At 41.6% G+C, this 20,481-nt stretch carries 18 protein-coding genes; 10 read left to right on the forward strand and 8 right to left on the reverse strand.

The annotated features are described in order from the left end of the window. Nucleotides 1-42: 42 nt before the first annotated feature. The 5 genes from IUZ65_RS07740 to rplT all read left to right on the forward strand — a co-directional run bounded on the left by IUZ65_RS07740 (nt 43) and on the right by rplT (nt 5,134). Nucleotides 43-1,674, forward strand: coding sequence for a peptide ABC transporter substrate-binding protein (locus IUZ65_RS07740; RefSeq protein WP_195703186.1), 1,632 nt, complete (start codon nt 43-45; stop codon nt 1,672-1,674). A gap of 288 nt (nt 1,675-1,962) precedes the next feature. Beyond that, complete coding sequence (thrS, locus tag IUZ65_RS07745) at nt 1,963-3,891, forward strand: threonine--tRNA ligase (protein WP_195703187.1); 1,929 nt, start codon at nt 1,963-1,965, stop codon at nt 3,889-3,891. A gap of 30 nt (nt 3,892-3,921) precedes the next feature. Further along, nucleotides 3,922-4,446 (forward strand): translation initiation factor IF-3, encoded by a 525-nt coding sequence (gene infC, locus IUZ65_RS07750; protein WP_269213776.1) that lies wholly within the window; start codon nt 3,922-3,924, stop codon nt 4,444-4,446. Between the two features lie 102 nt (nt 4,447-4,548). Next, nucleotides 4,549-4,743 carry a 50S ribosomal protein L35 gene (rpmI, locus tag IUZ65_RS07755; RefSeq protein ID WP_195703188.1) on the forward strand — a complete coding sequence of 65 codons (195 nt, stop codon included), beginning with the start codon at nt 4,549-4,551 and terminating at the stop codon, nt 4,741-4,743. 37 nt (nt 4,744-4,780) lie between these two features. Further along, nucleotides 4,781-5,134, forward strand: a complete 354-nt coding sequence (gene rplT / locus IUZ65_RS07760; RefSeq protein WP_195703189.1) for a 50S ribosomal protein L20 — start codon at nt 4,781-4,783, stop codon at nt 5,132-5,134. Nucleotides 5,135-5,246: 112 nt separating this feature from the next. Here rplT and IUZ65_RS07765 read toward each other — a convergent pair whose 3' ends face one another. Continuing rightward, nucleotides 5,247-5,672, reverse strand: a complete 426-nt coding sequence (locus tag IUZ65_RS07765; RefSeq protein ID WP_195703190.1) for a GNAT family N-acetyltransferase — start codon at nt 5,670-5,672, stop codon at nt 5,247-5,249. A gap of 251 nt (nt 5,673-5,923) precedes the next feature. On the opposite strand from IUZ65_RS07765, the gene IUZ65_RS07770 reads away from it, so the two are divergent. The 3 genes from IUZ65_RS07770 (at nt 5,924) to pheT (ending at nt 10,685) form a co-directional block, all read left to right on the forward strand. Further along, nucleotides 5,924-7,030, forward strand: a complete 1,107-nt coding sequence (locus IUZ65_RS07770) for a GGDEF domain-containing protein (protein WP_195703191.1) — start codon at nt 5,924-5,926, stop codon at nt 7,028-7,030. A 265-nt stretch (nt 7,031-7,295) separates the two neighbouring features. Next, entirely contained in the window at nt 7,296-8,279 is a 984-nt protein-coding gene (gene pheS / locus IUZ65_RS07775; RefSeq protein WP_195703192.1) for a phenylalanine--tRNA ligase subunit alpha, read from the forward strand. Nucleotides 8,280-8,297: 18 nt separating this feature from the next. Then, a complete protein-coding gene (gene pheT, locus IUZ65_RS07780; protein ID WP_195703193.1) occupies nt 8,298-10,685 on the forward strand; it encodes a phenylalanine--tRNA ligase subunit beta in 2,388 nt (795 codons plus the stop codon). A gap of 177 nt (nt 10,686-10,862) precedes the next feature. Here the strand turns inward: pheT and glgC are convergent, their stop codons facing one another. Beyond that, nucleotides 10,863-12,116, reverse strand: a complete 1,254-nt coding sequence (gene glgC, locus IUZ65_RS07785; protein WP_195703194.1) for a glucose-1-phosphate adenylyltransferase — start codon at nt 12,114-12,116, stop codon at nt 10,863-10,865. Between the two features lie 632 nt (nt 12,117-12,748). Here glgC and ihfA point away from each other — a divergent pair. After that, nucleotides 12,749-13,045 carry an integration host factor subunit alpha gene (gene ihfA, locus IUZ65_RS07790; protein WP_195703195.1) on the forward strand — a complete coding sequence of 99 codons (297 nt, stop codon included), beginning with the start codon at nt 12,749-12,751 and terminating at the stop codon, nt 13,043-13,045. A 163-nt stretch (nt 13,046-13,208) separates the two neighbouring features. Here the strand turns inward: ihfA and IUZ65_RS07795 are convergent, their stop codons facing one another. Next, nucleotides 13,209-13,979 carry a phosphoribosylglycinamide formyltransferase gene (locus IUZ65_RS07795; protein WP_195703196.1) on the reverse strand — a complete coding sequence of 257 codons (771 nt, stop codon included), beginning with the start codon at nt 13,977-13,979 and terminating at the stop codon, nt 13,209-13,211. Nucleotides 13,980-14,263: 284 nt separating this feature from the next. Between IUZ65_RS07795 and IUZ65_RS07800 the strand changes: the two genes are divergently transcribed. Beyond that, nucleotides 14,264-14,917 (forward strand): thiopurine S-methyltransferase, encoded by a 654-nt coding sequence (locus IUZ65_RS07800; RefSeq protein WP_195703197.1) that lies wholly within the window; start codon nt 14,264-14,266, stop codon nt 14,915-14,917. A gap of 59 nt (nt 14,918-14,976) precedes the next feature. On the opposite strand, the gene purT is transcribed toward IUZ65_RS07800, so the two are convergent. The 5 genes from purT to IUZ65_RS07825 form a co-directional block, all read right to left on the reverse strand. Continuing rightward, nucleotides 14,977-16,152, reverse strand: a complete 1,176-nt coding sequence (gene purT, locus IUZ65_RS07805; RefSeq protein ID WP_195703198.1) for a formate-dependent phosphoribosylglycinamide formyltransferase — start codon at nt 16,150-16,152, stop codon at nt 14,977-14,979. Nucleotides 16,153-16,275: 123 nt separating this feature from the next. Beyond that, nucleotides 16,276-17,163: a cytidine deaminase gene (cdd, locus tag IUZ65_RS07810; protein ID WP_195703199.1), complete on the reverse strand. Its 888-nt coding sequence runs from the start codon at nt 17,161-17,163 to the stop codon at nt 16,276-16,278. 399 nt (nt 17,164-17,562) lie between these two features. Further along, nucleotides 17,563-18,933 (reverse strand): DEAD/DEAH box helicase, encoded by a 1,371-nt coding sequence (locus IUZ65_RS07815; protein WP_195703200.1) that lies wholly within the window; start codon nt 18,931-18,933, stop codon nt 17,563-17,565. A gap of 496 nt (nt 18,934-19,429) precedes the next feature. Continuing rightward, nucleotides 19,430-20,119, reverse strand: a complete 690-nt coding sequence (locus IUZ65_RS07820) for an LrgB family protein (RefSeq protein ID WP_195705044.1) — start codon at nt 20,117-20,119, stop codon at nt 19,430-19,432. Then, nucleotides 20,119-20,481 (reverse strand): CidA/LrgA family protein, encoded by a 363-nt coding sequence (locus tag IUZ65_RS07825; protein WP_195703201.1) that lies wholly within the window; start codon nt 20,479-20,481, stop codon nt 20,119-20,121. The genes IUZ65_RS07820 and IUZ65_RS07825 overlap by 1 nt, the downstream gene beginning before the upstream one ends.

Raw genomic sequence — 20,481 nt, forward strand, 5'->3', positions numbered from 1 at the left:
AATGCGTTATTTAATATGTGTATCAACATTCAAGGATGACCAATGGAAAACAAGTGTAAAACACCCCTCTCAATACTAACGAGCGTAATTTTGTCGATCGTCTTTTCTGCACAAGCGAATGCGGCCAATGTGCCAGAAGGTGTGTCACTCGCAGAAAAACAGGTTTTGGTAAGAGGCAATGATGCAGAAGCTGCAACATTAGATCCCTTACTAGCGGAAGGGATGCCAGAAATGCATATCCTACGAGACTTGTTTGAAGGGCTAGTTATTCAGGATGAAAACGGCAAAGTAATCCCCGGTGTAGCTGAAAAATGGGAAAATAAAGGAAACCAAATTTATACTTTTCATCTTCGTAAAGATGCGCAGTGGTCTAATGGTGACCCTGTCACTGCAAATGATTTCTTGTTTAGTTTGTTACGAGTCGTCGATCCTAATTTTGCCTCTCCTAACGCGTGGTATTTGAAACTGACAGAAATAAAAAATGCCAAAGCGATAATAGAAGGAAAAATGCCAGTAGAATCATTGGGCGTAAAAGTGTTAGATGCCTATACCTTGGAATTTGAATTGGACAAACCGGTTCCGTACTTTATCGCCATGACCGCACATACTGCGATGATGCCACTCCATGCTAAAACAGTATTATCTAATGGTGATAAGTGGGCTAGACCCGAAACCATGGTCTCTAACGGAGCGTTTAAGCTCAGTGAATGGGTGATTAACGAACGTATCGAATTGGAAAGAAACGAAAACTATTGGGATAATAGCAACACTGTCTTGAATCACGTAACTTATATCCCGTTTGAGAATCAAAATTCTGCACTTAATCGATATAAAACTGGCGAAGTTGATATGACGTCAGACGTGCCAGCACAGATGGCAATAAAGATTAAAGAAACCTATCCAGATGACTATCGTGTGACACCTTTGTTATGTACCTATTACTATGCCTTTAACACGCAACACAAACCATTTGATGACCCAAAAGTACGTAAGGCCGCGGCGTATTCAATCAAGCGTGATGTGATCACGGATGGAATTACGAATGTCGGAAATGAACCGGCATTCACTTTCGCGCACAAAGATGTTGCGGGCTTTAAAGCGACCTTGCCGGATTATGCTAAATTGAGCCAGAAAGAACGGGAAGAGCAGGGTGCATTATTGGCTAAAGAGGCCGGTTTTGACGAGCAAAACCCAATTAAAGCAAAGCTTTTATATAACACTAGCGAAAGTCACAAAACCATTGCTATTGCCATTGCGTCTATGCTTGATCAGAATCTAGGTGCACAGATAATGCCCGAAAACCAAGAGTGGAAGTCTTACCTGAGTGCTAGGAAATCGGGTGACTTTGATATCTTAAGAGCATCGTGGTGTGGTGACTACAATGAAGCCTCTACCTTTTTGAGCTTGTTTACATCCGATAATGAACGAAACTACGCTTTTTACAAAAATGATGAGTACGATCTAGCGATTTCTAACGCTCAGATGGCGACCAATGAAAAAGAAAGGAATCTGTATTACGATCAAGCGGAATCGATCCTCGTTAAGGATATGCCGGTAGCACCTATCTATTTCTATATGCAAGCCAGGTTAGTAAAGCCAACGATTGGTGGCTTCCCAATGCATAATGCAGAAGGTCGAATCTATTCCAAAGATCTTTACATTAAGGCCAAGTAGTACCAATAATCTAAGCTGGGCATAGGGACAAACTATGCCCATTATTTTTAAGAGTAGTCTCCCTGTATTGATCGGAATATCCACTGTGAGAACAATCCGATGGCTTATTCGGCTAAAAAGTTGAATTAACGGCATATTCACACTATGCAAATCTAGATTTAGCGAGTAAAATCCCTCCCCTTGATGAATATCCGGTATACGTATTACTGATAGATATTCACCAAACCAAACTTTATTATAAATTAGCATGTGTTGCTTGGTACGCAACACCACTGTGAAGGATATATCATGCCAGTAATTACTCTTCCTGACGGTAGTCAGCGTCAATTTGACAACCCTGTTTCAACAATGGACATCGCCGCTTCAATTGGTCCCGGTCTTGCTAAAGCAACCATCGCCGGCCGATTAGATGGCAATCGTGTCGACGCTTGTGACCTTATCGAAAACGATGCAAGTTTAGAAATTATCACGACAAAAGATGAGAAAGATGGTTTAGAAATCGTACGTCATTCATGTGCACACTTGCTTGGACACGCGATTAAGCAGTTGTTTCCACAAGCTAAAATGGCAATTGGCCCAACGATTGACAGTGGCTTTTATTATGATATCGATTTAGAGCATTCTCTAACTGAAGATGACCTTAAAGCGTTAGAAAAGCGCATGAAAGAACTGGCTAAAACCAAATATCAGGTTGTTAAGAAGAACGTTAGCTGGCAAGAAGCTCGTGATACTTTCGAATCTCGTGATGAAAGTTATAAGATTGCGATCTTAGACGAAAATGTAGCTAAAGACGACCGTCCAGGCCTTTACCACCATGAAGAATACATCGACATGTGTCGCGGTCCTCATGTACCGCATATGGGCTTTTGTCAAAACTTTACTCTTTTAAACGTGGCTGGTGCTTATTGGAGAGGTAATAGCGACAATAAAATGTTGCAGCGTATTTATGGTACTGCTTTCCATGATAAGAAAGCGCTAAAAGCGCATTTAACTCGTTTAGAAGAAGCCGCCAAGCGTGACCATCGTAAAATTGGTAAGCATTTAGACTTGTTCCACATGCAACAAGAAGCACCAGGAATGGTATTCTGGCATCATAATGGCTGGTCAATTTTCCGAGATTTAGAAGTATTTGTTCGAACTAAACTTGATGAGTACGGTTACCAAGAAGTAAAAGGTCCATTAATGATGGATCGTGTTCTATGGGAGCGTTCTGGTCACTGGGACAAATATGCGGATGCGATGTTTACCACTAGTTCTGAAAACCGTGAATATGCTATTAAACCAATGAACTGTCCAGGGCACGTTCAAATATTCAATCAAGGTTTGAAGTCTTATCGTGATCTGCCTTTACGTATGGCTGAGTTCGGCTCTTGTCACCGAAATGAACCATCTGGCGCGCTACACGGCTTAATGCGAGTACGTGGCTTTACACAAGATGATGCCCACGTATTCTGTACAGAAGAACAGATTCAAGAAGAAGTCACTGAATGCATCAAGATGGTGTATGATGTATACAAGACATTTGGCTTTGAAGAGATTGAGGTCAAGCTTTCGACACGCCCTGAAAAACGTGTAGGTAGTGATGAGATTTGGGACCGCTCAGAAGAAGCGCTCAAAGAATCTTTAGAAAACCTTGATATTAAATATGAAATCCAAGAAGGTGAGGGCGCATTTTATGGTCCTAAGATCGAATTCACATTACATGACTGTTTAGATCGTGCATGGCAATGTGGTACAGTACAACTCGATTTCAACCTTCCTGGTCGTTTAGGGGCAACTTACGTTGGCGAAAACAACGAAAGGTTGATTCCTGTAATGATTCACCGTGCGATTTTGGGTTCATTAGAGCGTTTTATCGGAATTCTCATTGAAGAGTACGCAGGATTTTTCCCGACGTGGTTGGCACCTGAACAAGCCGTTATTATGAATATTACGGACAAACAGGCCGATTACGTTAAAGAAGTTGTAAATAAATTGCAAAAATCGGGAATTAGAGCAAAAGCGGACTTGAGAAATGAGAAGATAGGCTTTAAAATCCGCGAACACACTTTAAAGCGTGTACCGTATCTGCTTGTTTGTGGTGACCAAGAAATGGAAGCCGGAGAAATTGCAGTACGAACTCGTAAAGGTAAAGACCTTGGTAAGATTAAAGTTGAAGACTTTATAAGCTATCTTCAAGTTGAGGTTTCTACCCGTAAGCTTAATCTGGAGGAATAAACTATTAAAGGCGGAAGACGCGGCCAGCAAGTGGCCAAACCAAACCTACACCGTTTAAACGGTGAAATTCGTGGCGTACGTGAAGTACGTCTAACTGGCGCAGATGGTGAGCCAGTAGGTATCGTAGGTCTTGCTGACGCATTAGCTACAGCAGAAGAATCTGGTATGGATCTCGTAGAGATCAGTCCAAACGCCGAGCCACCAGTCTGTCGTGTTATGGACTATGGCAAGTTCCTCTTCGAGAAGAGCAAAGCTGCAAAAGAGCAGAAGAAGAAGCAAAAGCAGATCCAGATTAAGGAAATAAAATTCCGACCTGGGACTGATATTGGAGACTATCAGGTAAAACTACGCAACCTGACCGGTTTCCTAGAAGAAGGCAACAAAGTGAAGGTAACAATTCGCTATCGTGGCCGAGAAATGGCACACCCAGAGATCGGTGTCGACGTTCTTAATCGTTTGAAAGTAGATACAGAGGAATTAGCTGTTGTCGAATCTTTCCCAACGAGAATAGAAGGCCGTCAGATGATCATGGTGTTGGCCCCAAAAAAGAAGTAATTAAAGGCCTGCAAGTAGTATAGTCTCGCAGCTTATGTTGCGGGATTTTATTCGCCCTAATTACTATGTTTATTAACAACTAACAATGCGGAGTTATTCATCATGCCGAAGATGAAAACCAATAGAGGTGCTGCCAAGCGTTTTAAGAAAACTGCTGGTGGTATAAAGTTCAAGCACGCTACAAAACGTCACATCCTGACTAAGCGTACTACTAAGAACAAGCGTCAACTACGTCCTAACGCAATACTTCCTAAATGTGAAGTAGCTGCTGTTAAACGTATGTTGCCATACGCTTAATTCTTTTTAGTTTTATTAATAGTTTAGGAGAGACATAATGCCTCGCGTAAAACGTGGTGTACAAGCACGTGCATCCCACAAGAAAGTTCTAAAGCAAGCTAAAGGTTATTACGGAGCACGTTCACGTGTTTATCGTGTAGCTTTCCAGGCAGTTACAAAAGCTGGTCAATATGCATATCGCGACCGTCGCAATAAAAAGCGTCAGTTCCGTCAACTATGGATCGCTCGTATCAACGCTGCTTCTCGTCAAAATGGTCTATCTTACAGTCGTTTTATTAACGGTCTTAAGAAAGCATCTATCGAGATCGATCGTAAGATCCTTGCTGATATCGCTGTATTCGACAAAACTGCATTTGCAGTTTTAGTAGAAAAAGCGAAAGCTGCTCTTTAATTAGACAGTTATACAGACTTTAAAAAAGAGACCTTCGGGTCTCTTTTTTTTGTCTATAAATCACATTTACCACAAGACTATTTGGTTTGCTACTCCGTTTTTGATCAACGGTTTATGGAAGGATGACTTTCTCCATAGAGATATGTTCAATATTCGCTTCGGTATATTGAGCGCCAAACGGTTTAAAACCTAATTTGGTATAGAATGGTTCAGCGTGAAGTTGAGAACCCAAATAAATTCGTGGATATTGATTTTCAATGGCGTATTGTTGTAGTGCTGCGATTACCTGCGAACCCAAACCTAATCCTCTGTGCGTCTTAAGTACGGCAACCCTTCCAATATGTCCATCCCCAAGCATTCGTCCTGTTGCAACAGGAGTATTGTCTACGAAGATAAGGGTATGGATGGCGACGATATCTTGACCATCAAAATCAATACTAGGGTCCACATTTTGCTCGGAGGTGAAGACGGTATTTCTTATAAGTTGAATCTGTTTTTCGTTGTCTTTAGTCAACGCACCACAGAATATTTTTTTCATTATTTAGTCAGCCGGGTCAGTATAGTTAAAATAGGAAACAAATTTTGCAGGTAGTAACCTCAGTGGTGAGATCAAAGCGCCATGCAATGGTATCTTACCGAACCAGCGTGCTCATTGCGAAATATTCCTTTTCGAAGTAATAAAAATCTAATTATTATTGAAGATAAAGTGAAAAATTATATCTTGTTAATATCTTCTCTTTTTTTTATTTCGTATTATAAGAAACAGAAGTCATAAGGTAGGAGTACCAGATGCAGTCATTTCAATGGGATAAAAATTTTGAAACGGGTATCAAGGAAGTCGATGAGCAGCATCTGTATCTTGTAAAACTTGTCAATAAATATGGGGAATTAACGACACAAAACGATTTCTCAATTCTGGAAGCAAAGCGGGCACTGAAAGAGTTATCTGACTACACTTCTTATCATTTTCATGAAGAAGAAAACTTAATGAAACGAGTGGGTATTTCTCAAGGACATTTTGAGGGCCACTGCCAATCTCATCAAAAATTTATTGATGATGTAAAAGAGTTTTCAGAATCTTTGCGACTGGAAAGTGACGACCTGTCTAAACAACTTTTAGATTTTCTGGTTCAATGGCTGGTTTACCATATTTTAGGTAGTGACCAAAATATGGCGAGGCAATTGATTGCTATTGAAAATGGTTTGAGTTCTGCACAAGCTTTCGAAAATGAAGAGCGTGAACATGATGAGGCGATTGGTCCTCTTTTGACAGCGTTGAAAACGTTATTTGAACAAGTTTCAGCTCGCAATAAGGAGCTAATACTTTTGAATTTGTCTCTCGAAGATAAAGTCGAGCAGCGTACTCAGGAATTATCATTAGCCAATGAAATGCTCCAAGAGTTATCGTACTCTGATACGTTAACTAAATTGCCTAACCGCCGATTCGCAATGAGAGAGATCAGTATGCAATGGGATAAAGCACGAGCTGAACAACTGCCCCTAGTTTGCATGCTTGTCGATGTGGACAAATTTAAGCAAGTCAATGACACCTGTGGCCATGATGCTGGGGACGCAGTGCTCGTCGAGCTTTCGACTGTTCTGAAGCGGAGTTTTAGACCACAAGATTCAGTCTGTCGATTGGGTGGTGATGAGTTTATTGTTATTTGCCCGGAAATAGATCTACAACAAGGGTTAGCTTTGGCACAAACCGTTCACGAACAAGTGAATAAAATACGTTTACCTTATGACGGATATTGCTGGGAAGGGAGTATCAGTGTGGGTGTCGCAGCACTATGCGAATCGACTAAAGATGTCAGTGATTTGATTAAGTTGGCCGACGACTCAGTATATATGGCGAAAAACGCGGGCAAGAACTGTGTGCGGACAATACAATGATTTATGGTGTGTAAAAGGCGTCTATATAGGGTATCAGTTACATAATAGACGAGGCTAAATCGCTATTTACAAAATAATTGGCAACTAATTGAATGATAAGAGTCGATTAATGTAGATTCAATTTGGCTTTGAGCTTCGGTTTGATTAATATGTACAGCTATTAAGTTTAATATGTGGGCGTGTTGATCTTTCAAAGTAGTCGACCTACTTTGAAAGACCAAAACGCCCTTATTATGGACACTACCGCAAGGTGGATGAGGAAAAGATGCAACATCTACAAGAGATCATTGCTAACGCAACGTCAGCCATTGATAGTGCTGACTCGTTAGTTGCACTTGACGAAGTGCGTGTTCAATTTCTAGGAAAGAAAGGTGAGCTAACGGCTCAACTTCAAAGCCTAGGTAAACTACCACCTGAAGAACGTCGCACTGCTGGTCAAGAGATCAACAAAGCGAAGGGTGCCGTACAACAAGCGATTGCAGAGCGTAAAAACGCACTGCAACGTGCAGAATTAGAGACAAAACTCGCGGCAGAAACAATCGATGTGACATTACCAGGTCGTCGTATTGAGAATGGTGGCTTACACCCAGTAACTCGAACAATAGAGCGAATTGAAAGCTTTTTTGGTGAGTTAGGTTTTACCGTCGAGTCTGGTCCTGAAGTTGAAGATGATTTCCATAACTTTGATGCACTGAATATTGCCGATGATCATCCTGCTCGTACTGACCACGATACTTTCTTCTTTAATCCTAAGTTGATGCTTCGTACTCATACATCAGGTGTACAGATCCGCACCATGGAAGAACGTCAACCACCGTTGCGTTTTATCGCGCCTGGTCGAGTATATAGAAACGATTATGATCAGACGCATACACCAATGTTCCACCAAGTAGAAGGTATGTTAGTTGACGAGAATGTTAACTTTGCACAGCTTAAAGGCATTCTTAATGATTTTCTTTGTAACTTCTTTGAAGAAGATTTAGAGGTTCGATTCCGCCCATCATATTTCCCATTTACCGAGCCTTCTGCGGAAGTGGACGTAAAAGGAAAAAATGGTAAATGGTTAGAAATTTTAGGTTGCGGCATGGTACATCCCAATGTACTTCGCAGCGTAGGTATTGACCCTGAGAAATACTCGGGCTTTGCATTTGGTATGGGCGTAGAGCGTCTGACTATGCTTCGCTATGGCGTCAATGATCTACGAGCGTTCTTCGAGAACGATCTTCGTTTCCTTAAACAGTTCAAGTAATTCAGAGGCAGTCGAACAATGAAATTCAGTGAATCTTGGCTACGTGAGTGGGTTAATCCCGCTGTTACGACCGACGAGCTAACACATCAAATCACTATGGCTGGCCTAGAAGTTGATGACGTTCTACCAGTAGCGGGCATTTTTACCGGCGTAAAAGTGGGTAAAGTTGTAGAGTGTGGCCAACATCCAGACGCAGATAAACTTCGCGTTACAAAAGTGGATGTCGGTGCCGAAGAATTATTAGACATTATATGTGGTGCACCAAATTGCCGAGAAGGTATTAAGGTCGCTGTTGCTACGGTTGGTGCGGTTCTCCCTGGTAACTTTAAAATTAAGAAGGCAAAGCTACGTGGTCAACCATCACATGGCATGCTTTGTTCATTTTCGGAACTTGGAATTGATGTTGAATCCGATGGCATCATGGAACTGACTGAAGATGCCATTATTGGCAAAGACTTCCGTGAGTACTTAGATCTTGACGATGTAACTATTGATGTTGACCTCACAGCTAATCGTGCGGACTGCTTTAGTATTCGCGGTTTAGCAAGAGAAGTTGGCGTGTTAAATAGAGCTGAAGTGCAGTCACCATCTTTCGATGTTGTTGCCGCCAGCATTGACGATATGATTTCAATAGAGGTGAAAGCGGCTGATGCTTGTCCTCGTTACCTAGGTCGTATCGTTAAGAATGTAAATGTTCAAGCTGAAACGCCAATCTGGATGCAAGAGAAATTGCGCAGATGTGGTATCCGCTCTATCGATCCTATTGTTGATATCACTAACTATGTATTGTTAGAACAAGGTCAACCAATGCATGCCTTCGATTTGGATCAAATCGAAGGGGGTATTGTGGTTCGTTTAGCAGAACAGGGTGAAAAACTGACACTGTTAGATGGCAACGAAGCCGAGTTAAACAGCGATACGTTGATTATCTGTGACCATAAAAAACCACTCGCCATTGGTGGTGTTTTTGGTGGAGAAGGTTCCGGCGTAACAAATGAAACTAAAGATGTACTTCTTGAATGTGCTTTCTTTTCGCCAGATGCTATTCGCGGTCGTGCTCGCCGCTATGGTCTTCATACTGACGCCTCTATGCGTTATGAGCGTGGTGTTGATTATGCTCGCCAAGCGGACTGTATGGAACGTGCTACACAACTACTTATTGATATCTGTGGTGGTGCTGCGGGTCCTATTGCTGGTTTTGAATCTGAATCTGCATTACCGAAATCAAACACAGTGTTACTTCGTCGCACAAAGCTTGATTCGCTTTTAGGCCATGAAATACCATCAATTGATGTAGTTGAGATTCTTACTCGACTAGGTTGTGATGTTTCTGAAACTGACAATGGTTGGACCGCTGAATCTCCGTCATGGCGTTTTGATATCGCAATTGAACAAGATTTGATTGAAGAAGTAGGCCGAATTTACGGTTACGACAATATTCCAAACCAAGCTCCGGTTGCTGGTTTAAGCATGAACCTTCACAAAGAAGCGAACCAATCGCTTAAACGTGTTCGTGACTTACTTGTTGATCGTGGTTATCACGAGGCGATTACTTATAGCTTCGTTGAACCAGAGCAACAGAAACTCGTGGTTCCAGGTGTAGAGGCACTTATTCTACCTTTCCCAATATCGGCAGATATGTCTGCAATGCGCCTTGGTTTGATCCAAGGGTTGTTGAATACGGTTGTTCACAACCAAAAACGTCAACAACCTCGCGTGCGATTGTTTGAGTCAGGCCTTCGTTTTATCCCAGATGAAGCGGTAGAGAATGGTATGCGCCAAGAGCAGATGCTTGCCGGTGTTATTGCAGGAAGTCGTGGTGAAGAGCACTGGGACATTGAAAGCAATACGGTAGATTTTTACGATCTAAAAGGTGATCTAGAAGCCGTTTTAGAACTGACTTCGAATGAAACTGCTTACAGTTTTACTTCAACAAAACACCCAGCTCTTCATCCTGGACAGGCTGCTGCAATCGTTGTTGATGGTAAAGAAGTGGGCGTTATTGGTACCGTGCATCCAGAACTAGAACGTGCGTTTGGTCTAAATGGTCGTACTATTGTATTTGAAATTGAATGGTCGGCAATTAACACCCGCGTACTTCCAGAAGCGGTGGCGGTATCTAAGTTCCCTTCTAACCGTCGTGATATAGCATTAGTTGTTGCTGATGACATTGCTTCTGGCGATATTGTTGATGCATGTTTAGACGCTGGTGGAAACTTCCTCACGGATGTTAGTCTATTTGATGTGTATGTAGGCAAAGGGGTGGAAGAGGGCAAGAAAAGTCTTGCTATCGCCCTAACGCTCCAGTCTGTCGAACGTACATTAGAAGATGCAGATATTGCAGGTGCAGTAGAAGCAATTGTTGCCAATGTATCAGAAAAATTTGGTGCTGCTCTTCGCGACTAATTAATCCGTTTTAACGATATAAAAATAGGCCTTGAATAGGGCCTTTTTTTTTGCTCAAACATAACTGTCCATAGTGCTGAACCGTTATCTAACGGTGTTGATATACTTTGGTTAGACACACTTTTCAACATAAAAAAAAGGACTCCGAAGAGCCCTTTATTATATAGGGTGTTAACGTTATCCGAACATTTCGGATGTAACTAAGATCACGCCTGTTTCAGATACCGTGTACTTTTTGGCATCCTCTGTTGGGTTTTCGCCGATCACTGTATTGTCTGGGATCACACAATCTTCGCCAACGATTACTTTCGTTAATCGACAATTTCTGCCGATATCAGAGTTTGGTAATAGGATACAGTCTTTTAATTGTGAGTAACTGTGAACACGAACGTTAGCTGAAACCATGCAGTGTTCTAACTCCGCACCAGAAATAATAGTACCGGCAGAAAGAACAGAATCGACCGCATGTCCACGACGATTCTCATCATTGAATACAAACTTAGCACCTGGACGTTGTGATTGGTTGGTCATGATAGGCCAATTTGGCGAGTAAAGGTCTAACTCAGGGTCTGGGGAAAGTAGATCCATAGTTGCAGCAAAATACTCATCAAGGTTACCTACATCGCGCCAGTATGCGGTGTCACCTGGGTGGCCATCTTCAGTAAAGATATAGCCGAATACCTTAGCTCGGCCAAGCAGACCTGGAATGATGTTGTGACCAAAGTCATGGTTGTATTCAGGGTCTTCTAACGCCTTAACCAGTTCATCCTCAAGTAGGTCTGCATCAAAGATATAGATTCCCATTGAAACGAGTGATTGTGTTGGGTCACTAGGGTCGGCTGGTGGGTTAGCTGGCTTCTCAACGAAGGTATTAATTTGTCCTGTCGCATCGAGTCCCATAACACCGAAAGAAGAGGCTTCTTCGATTGGTTTATGAATACATGCAACAGTGACCGCAGCATTATTTTCCACATGGAAATTAAGCATGCGAGAGTAGTCCATTTTATAAATGTGGTCGCCACCAAGTATCAATACGCGCTTAGCGTTTTGGCGTTTAATAAGATCCAAATTCTGGTAAACAGCATCGGCTGTACCACGGTACCAGTCGTTACCAGTTCTCTGTTGTGCAGGAATAATACGAACGCCTTCACCCATTGCTGGTGAAAGGATCTGCCAGCCATCTTGAAGGTGGTCGATTAGGTCTTGTGCCATGTACTGAGTGAGTACACCAACTTTTCTAACGCCAGAATTTATACAGTTTGAAAGAGTAAAATCGATAATTCGAAACTTGCCACCGAATGAAACGGCAGGCTTGGCATTATTGTTAGTCAATTGTTTTAATCGTGTTCCCTTTCCTCCTGCTAAAATAAGCGCACTTGTTTCACGAACAAGTTTGTTGGTATCAGCATGTGAATAGTTGTTACTTGACATATAATTAAAGCCTTATAGGTAATGTGTATAAAAATGATGATGTTGTGTAATTAGTAGAGGGGGCCAACACCAACACTTACTAAACTACTATTATTCTTGATGGGTCATTGTTGCATAGGTCACCGATTTGCTAAGAGGATAATCGAGATTGCAATCTTTTGAGATCCGTCACTAAATTACACGAACATATTGTACACACCCTTTGTTTCTTAAGTCGGATATGTATTGTTAACGTTTTGAGTGATTTGGTTAAAATAGTAGTAGCTGACATCAAAATTAACAATAAATGTATTAAAACACCTATGCAAGATCATGAATTGATTGAAAAAAATTAAAATTTTAAAGGCACGAAATTAATTGAAGTATTATCCTGATAAATTTTAAATAGTAGAGAATTAAACTGCCTATGTATCATTTGTTGAGGCTATATTCTTAGTGGAACCTATTGAAACCTTCCCTTTACTACTGATATTTGAGTTATTAGTGAATAAATAAAAGAAAAAAATTGGCGAAAATCATAAGGTTGGCTTACACTTCTGTTGATGTCGCCGATAATTATGTCGGTATAGCACAATCCAATTTGGCGCTACACAATTGTAGCAATGTTTAATACAGCTTTGAGGGAAGTTTTTATGGCGCTCACAAAGGCCGATTTGGCTGAGAACCTGTTTGAGAAACTTGGATACAGCAAGCGTGATGCCAAGGAAACAGTAGAGGTGTTTTTCGAAGAAATTCGTAAAGCTCTTGAAAATGGCGAACAGGTCAAGCTATCCGGATTTGGGAATTTCGACCTAAGAGAAAAAAGTGAACGACCTGGTCGAAATCCAAAAACAGGCGAAGACATACCAATTTCCGCTCGGCGGGTTGTTACCTTCCGTCCTGGGCAAAAATTGAAAGCTCGAGTTGAAAATATCAAAATCGAGAAGTAACCAATAAAAAAGACCACGCGCTGCGTGGTCTTTTTATTTTCCATTGCAAAATCACCTTCTAAAAAAGCACTGGTGCTCCGTTCGGGCTGAATCCTAGGGCTCAGTACATGAGTGAAAACGAATGGACTCCCTTGGGTTCGAGAATCCGAATTTAGCCTCTGTTTTATGCTGCCTTTATATTCGTCGTGATATAGGGTTGCCAAGCATAATGATATAGGTCTAAAGATTGTCTTCTTAAGCCTTCAATTTTGGCGTTTTCAATCTCACTTATCGCACGGTTTGATGATAATGCACCGCGTTCAATATCCTGAATCTGTTTGTATAAATCGTGTTCAGGACCACTTTTTACTTTTGCAATCTCAGCAAGATGCAACTGCACTTCCGCTATAATTTTCGTCTCTGGTAGTTCAACAAGAATATTCAAGTCACGATATCCAGAAGGTGCTGGTTTTTTAAAGCGATTTTTAACACTAATTATATTTGCTTGTTTTTCGAGTAACTCGAAAGTGGAAACTAGACTTTCAATATCGTCAGATACGATAGTAGCTCTTGCTAAATCGGTAATTTGATTCACATTGTTCGCTAGATCTGTTTTTATCTTTGTTTCAGCTCGTTGTCTTGACTTTACTCCGACGGAAATCGCGTGAGAATTAGTCAATAAAGCGGTGCTTATACATATGGTTTCTAATTCAAGCTGTGCTTTTTGAGCCTGACTATATAGAGCATCGAAATCAGAGTAGGGTTGACTAGCATCATGTTTGATAGAAGATATACCATAAAGCCCACTTAAACTGTGTTTAAACAGTTTTGGGTTAATTTGGCTTTGTGTTTGTTCTTTTTCTTGCTGACTTTGAGAAACAGGTTCAACAGAGGCGAATGCAGATGCCCGGCTAAACACCAATAGGGTGAGGATGGTACGCAGCATAACGTTCATTAACGCTCCTTGAGTCGATAAACACTTAGTAAAACGGTGTACTAAAAGTCTAAGTCGTATCGTGTCCAAGGGATTAACTATTGAAGTCGATAATCTAATTGTTACTGGTAGAAATATCGGCTACAGGTAGTATCTTAGGGCATTTTTCTTAAAACCAAGTAATCTTTGCATAAATTTACAATTGGTGTGAAAGGTGTCACCTAATTAGCCGCTTTCTTTTTCTTGCAATTTGATAGTGATTTAGCGACATTAATGCGACTTATTCTTATTTATAATTAGACATCATGAAAGATAGTGAATTTTGGCACAAAAAATGGGCATCCAACCAGATTGGTTTTCATTTGGAAGATGTAAATCCTTTACTCATTCGATATTGGGATAGAACCAACCCTCGCGCTTCGGATAACGTGTTGGTTCCACTATGTGGTAAGAGTGAAGACCTAATCTGGCTTGCCGCTAAACATGACGCAGTGCAAGGCATTGAAATTAGTGATATTGCAGTGCGTTCATTTTTTTCTGAACATTTTTATACACCAACCGTTGTAAGGCTCGACTCCGCACATGAGCTTTATCAATTTGATGAGCTATCGATTTATGTCGGCGATGTTTTTACGGCGTCGGTAAGTAATGTCGATATTATATATGATCGAGCTGCATTAGTTGCGCTTCCTGAAGATATGAGAGAAGAGTACGTAAACAGGCTAAAATCACTGCTCAATAATGGAGGGCGGCTATTATTAGTGACACTCGATTATGTTCAGTCTGAAATGTCAGGCCCACCATTTAGTGTCGACGAGACGGAAATAAGACGACTGTTTAGCGATTACAAATTAACTATGCTCAATAGAGATCAAGCAGATGAAAACCACCCTAAGATATCGAAAAAGGGCTTGAGCCGATTTGCAGAGTTGGTTTGGCTGATAGAAGATGATGGATAAAGAGATAGGTTTCAATAAGGGGTGTTAAAGCCCTTATTGAATATCTTTATGCTCGCGGGTTAATAGATTACTTTCACTTTTTCCGCTGCCTTTTTAGCGTCATCAATGGCTTGTTCTAATGTCTCACGTTGAGTTAAGGCTACACCAAGTCTACGTCGGCCATTAATATTCGGTTTACCAAACAGCCTTACCTGCGTCTTTGGTGTCGCCAACGCATCGCATAGCCCTTCATAACGAAGGTTATCGGAAGTCCCTTCCCCCAGAATGACAGCAGAAGCGGATGGACCATGTTGAATGATCTTATTAATTGGCATTCCAATGAAGGCCCGAACATGTAACGCAAATTCTGAGAGCTCTTGTGAAATCATGGTGACCATACCGGTATCATGCGGGCGAGGGGATACTTCATTAAAAATAACCTTATCCCCTTTTACAAACAATTCGACACCAAATAGGCCGTACCCACCTAATGCATCGACAACCTGCTCTGAGATGTATTCAGCCGCTTTTAACGCGACCTCTGACATTGCTTGTGGTTGCCATGACTCTCTGTAGTCGCCATCCTCTTGTCGATGGCCAACTGGCTGACAAAAATGCACTCCATCAACGGCTCTAATGGTAAGGAGCGTAATTTCATAATCAAAGTCAACGAAGCCCTCAACGATAACGCGTCCAGCGCCAGTTCTGCCTCCATCTTGCGCATATTCCCATGCTTGCAAGACATCGTCTTCACTTTTAATAATGCTTTGACCTTTACCAGAAGAGCTCATTATTGGCTTTACTACGCAGGGTATGCCAACTTCCCTTACTGCGAGCTTAAAATCATCTAGTGAATCGGCGAATTTGTATGGTGAGGTTAGAATGGACAGGTCTTCAGAGGCTAAACGACGAATACCTTCACGGTTCATCGTTAGTTTGGTTGCGTTTGCTGTAGGGACAACGTTAAGCCCCTTTGTTTCGAGTTTGACCAGAGTATCCGTTGCGATGGCTTCTATCTCTGGTACAACATAATCTGGTTTTTCTAACGCGATGACAGCGCTTAGCGCGTCACCATCGAGCATATCGAACACATGACTACGATGTGCTACTTGCATCGCAGGGGCGTCTTCATATCTGTCACAAGCGATAACCTCTAAGCCAAGTCGGTGGCATTCTATCGCCACTTCTTTACCTAATTCACCTGAACCTAATAATAAAACTCGAGTCGCACCAGCGCGAGTAGCAGTACCCAGCATTCGTATATCCTTCATTATCAATTAAATTGAGCGAATCATACTGGATCTTTAAAAAACCGCAATCGTTTGCTTTGGAAAAATAGGTAAAAAAACGCCCTAAATATATTAGGGCATTAATAATGTCTATAGTGAGATATAAGCAAACGTAATGTCGGGGTTTAGGGCATCTAAGGTTGACTGAGTCCCGTCAAGATTACTTATTTTACCTGCTGACAACTCCGCCAGAGCTGCAGTATCAATCTGCTCGAATGACTTACCTGCCATAAGAATTTGAGCGAGCGCAACTTGAAGAGGAGGAAGGCTAGGGTTGAACGCTGCATTCTCTGCATAGGAACCTAAGTAAACAGAACCGTCAGCTAACCTTAGAGCAACGCCACTATGATTCTCTGAATATGGTGCATGACTGTAGTTGAGTGCCTCAACCGCCTTTAACACCAAAGGGTCGCTTTCATGGGTTTGATAAGACCTTGTTTTACCGTCCATTAAACGCGCATCTATATCTAGATCAGCAGGCCCAAATGAATCCGGGAGATATTGCTGAAGCGACATTTCGTCACGTTCAGGCAGTTGCACTTTTAGTTCGTTGGCTGTGGTTAACTCGTTCATGAACTGTCGGCAGTGACCACATGGACTATAGTTAACGGTAATATCTATGATTCCAGTTTCACCTTTCATCCAAGCATGGCTTATACCACACTGTTCGGCGTGTACGGTTTGGCTCATCTGCGCACCGATAAATTCCATGTTTGCGCCGAAGTATAGTCTTCCTGATAATCCACGAACGATAGAACCAACATAAAACTCTGAAATAGGAGCGTATGAGTAAGCGGCTGCAAATGGAAGTAAGCAAATTCGAAGCTCGTCGTCACTCAATCCAGAAAGTACTAAGAGTTCTTCAAATTGTTGCGCAGAAATGGTGGCATCGAAATTTTCTGAGTTAAATAGACTTCTTAAATAATCAGCTATTGACTTAGGTGTATCGTTTAGCGCTGCGTCTAATCGAGAGTTCATAGTTAATCCTTAATTTATTGATGTGGAATATTTTAACCAACATTAGCCTTATTGCAGTGGTATAGATCACGTTTTAAACTGCAATATGTTTGGATGTTTCATAAATAGAGTGAGGTCACATAGTTTAAACCAACATTGGACAATCAATTTGTTAGAAAATCCACTCAAATACGACGTGAAACGGTGAGTGAGCAGTGAGGTTTTGCCAAAGCAGTGTTTGAAAGAAAGGCGGATATCTATGTCAAAGTTATTGGGATTAGATTAGACGAACAGGTGTGGGTGGTTTGTTACCTAAATGCTTTATTGAGTCGCCGTGCGAATTTAAAGTCGGTTCCAAAATTAGTTTAAAAGAATTAAAAAAGGATGGGGTTACCCATCCTTTTTTTGCCTTAATTGACCCTATACTGGCTTCGTTGGTCTTCTACGCTTTGAAGGGGCTTTATTTGCCGTATTGGAAGTAGAGTTGCTGCCACTACCATCTGAACTTTTAGCACCAAAATGACGCTTATTTTTACTCGCAGGCTTGTTACCGCGAGCGTTGTCCCCTGAACGTTGTCCGTCTGCGTGGTTTTGCTTCGGAGTTCGTGGTTTTTTAGGCTTAATATGTTTTTTATTTAGGTTCGATTCTGGTAAAACATCGACGGGTATGAAGCCTTCAACATCAATGCGTGGAATAATACTTTTAATTAACTTTTCAATACCAAAAAGGTCTATCGCTTCTTCTGCCGTTACAAGTGAAATGGCTTTGCCTACCTCGCCAGCTCGGCCTGTACGACCGATTCGATGGACATAATCTTCAGAAACATTAGGTAAATCAAAATTAACGACTTGAGGAAGCTGGGGAATATCAATGCCACGGGCGGCGATGTCTGTGGCGACTAACGCTCTAACCTGACCAGATTTAAATCCTGCTAACGCTTTGGTTCTCGCCCCCTGACTCTTATTGCCATGAATTGGTGCTGATTTAATCCCCTGTTTTTCTAGGTACATAGAAAGTCGGTTGGCACCGTGTTTAGTGCGACTAAAAATAAGCACCTGCTGCCAATCATTTTCTTTGATTAACTTTACTAGTAGCGCCGACTTTTTAGATTTGTCCACGGGGTAGACAAACTGCTCGACGGATGGTGCTGCTGAGTTTTCAGGACTGACTGATACTTCTACAGGGTTATTCACTAAGCCTTTAGCTAACGCTCTTATTTCGGTAGAAAACGTGGCGGAAAACAGAAGGTTTTGACGCTTATTAGGCAGTAAATCTAGGATTTTTTTGATATCTCTGAAAAAGCCCATATCCAGCATTCGGTCTGCTTCATCAAGAACTAGCACTTCAATTTGAGTAAACTTGACCGCGTTTTGATTATATAAATCGAGTAAACGACCGGGTGTAGCAACGAGCACGTCGCTGCCTTTTCGAAGAGACTGCATTTGTGGATTTATTTTTACGCCACCAAATACGACCATTGAACTAAGCGGAAGATGTTTACTGTATTTGACTACACTTTCGTTAACCTGCGCCGCTAATTCTCGCGTTGGCGTAAGAATCAATGTTCTGACGTGGTTTCCTTTTACTCGTGGGCCTCCACTTAACCTTTCTAAAATAGGTAGGGTAAATCCTGCGGTTTTACCAGTGCCTGTTTGAGCCGCAGCCATCACATCTTTTCCCGCTAATACCGCAGGAATCGCCTGCTCTTGAATTGGGGAAGGAGTGTCGTAACCTTGTTCTTCGATTGCTTTAAGAATAGGTGCAGATAAGCCTAAAGAGGTAAAACTCATAATATGTCGGTTCTCAGTAATTAATCGGAAATCAGATAGCGGAGAAAGCATGAAAAAAGATGCACGCTAAAACAATGGCAAAATGAACCGCGCATTCTCATCTATTTACTATCTGAACACAAGCGGTGTTTACCATGCATTAAGTCTAGCGAGTATAAATGAACCGTCACGAGCTCTCATCTATTTACTATCTGAACACAAGCGGTGTTTACCATGCATTAAGTCTAGCGAGTATAAATGAACCGTCACGAGCTCTCATCTATTTACTATCTGAACACAAGCGGTGTTTACCATGCATTAAGTCTAGCGAGTATAAATGAACCGTCACGAGCTCTCATCTACTTACTATCTGAACACAAGCGGTGTTTACCATGCATTAAGTCTAGCGAGTATAAATGAACCGTCACGAGCTCTCATCTATTTACTATCTGAACACAAGCGGTGTTTATCATGCATTAAGTCTAGCGAGTATAAATGAACCGTCACGAGCTCTTATCTATTTATTGATTAAAATATTTAGCCATTCTATATAAATGTAGACAATGGGTGCGAGAATAGAAGTAATTACACCACAAAGTACCAGCGCGAGTGAACTGAAAGCGGCATCTCGTTGATCTTTTTCAATGCAAGTTGCGGTTCCTAACGCATGGGAGACTGTCCCCATGGTTAGTCCTTTTGCAATAGGGTGACTAACCCCTAATACGCTGTAAATCGGGTACGCAAATATGGAACCGAATACGCCAACTATTAATACCAATATTGCCGCGATTGCAGGCTCCCCACCTAGGTGACTGGAGACTTCCATCGCAATGGGTGTCGTAACAGATTTACCCATTATGCTTGCGACCAGAGTCATATCCGTCCCAAGTAAAACCGCAATGGTTGCCGAAGTTATCATCGATAAAGCACTACCAATGCCACAAGCGAGAAATATGATTTTCCAATGTCTTCTGATTTCTGGAAATTGTTCATATAACGGGTAGGCGAGGGCAACTACGGCGGGTTGCAGTAGGTAGGTGAATATTATGTTGTGCTGTTTATATTCCTCATATGGCATCTCTAAAATAATTAAAATGGGAATAATAATCAGTAAGCATATTAATAAGGGGTTCGCTAAGGGATGGTTAAGCTTCTTACTAATAAATCGAGCCACTAAGAATACGACGAAAGTGAGTGCAATCCAGATCATTTCTTAACCACCAAGATTTTTTCAAGCATCAGCGCAAGAAAAACGGTCATTATAGCGGTGCCACCTACTGCGCTGGCGATTATCGGAAATGCGTTATCCATTAATAGTTGATAATGGTCGATTAACCCAGCACTGATAGGAATGAAGAGCAAAATCATATATCGGATAAAAACATTAGCGCTCGGTTTTACCCATTCTGCTGGGATCAGCCCTGAAACCATTCCGGTAAAGAGCACTAGCATGCCAATTATACTTCCGGGTATAGAGATCGCTAACCAATGCTGAATCGCAGTGCCTATGGCTAGCGCTAATAAGATTAGCGCAAGTGAAACAATGTATTTAAGTATCGTTAATATCAT

Source organism: Vibrio sp. VB16, assembly GCF_015594925.2.
Lineage (GTDB): Bacteria > Pseudomonadota > Gammaproteobacteria > Enterobacterales > Vibrionaceae > Vibrio.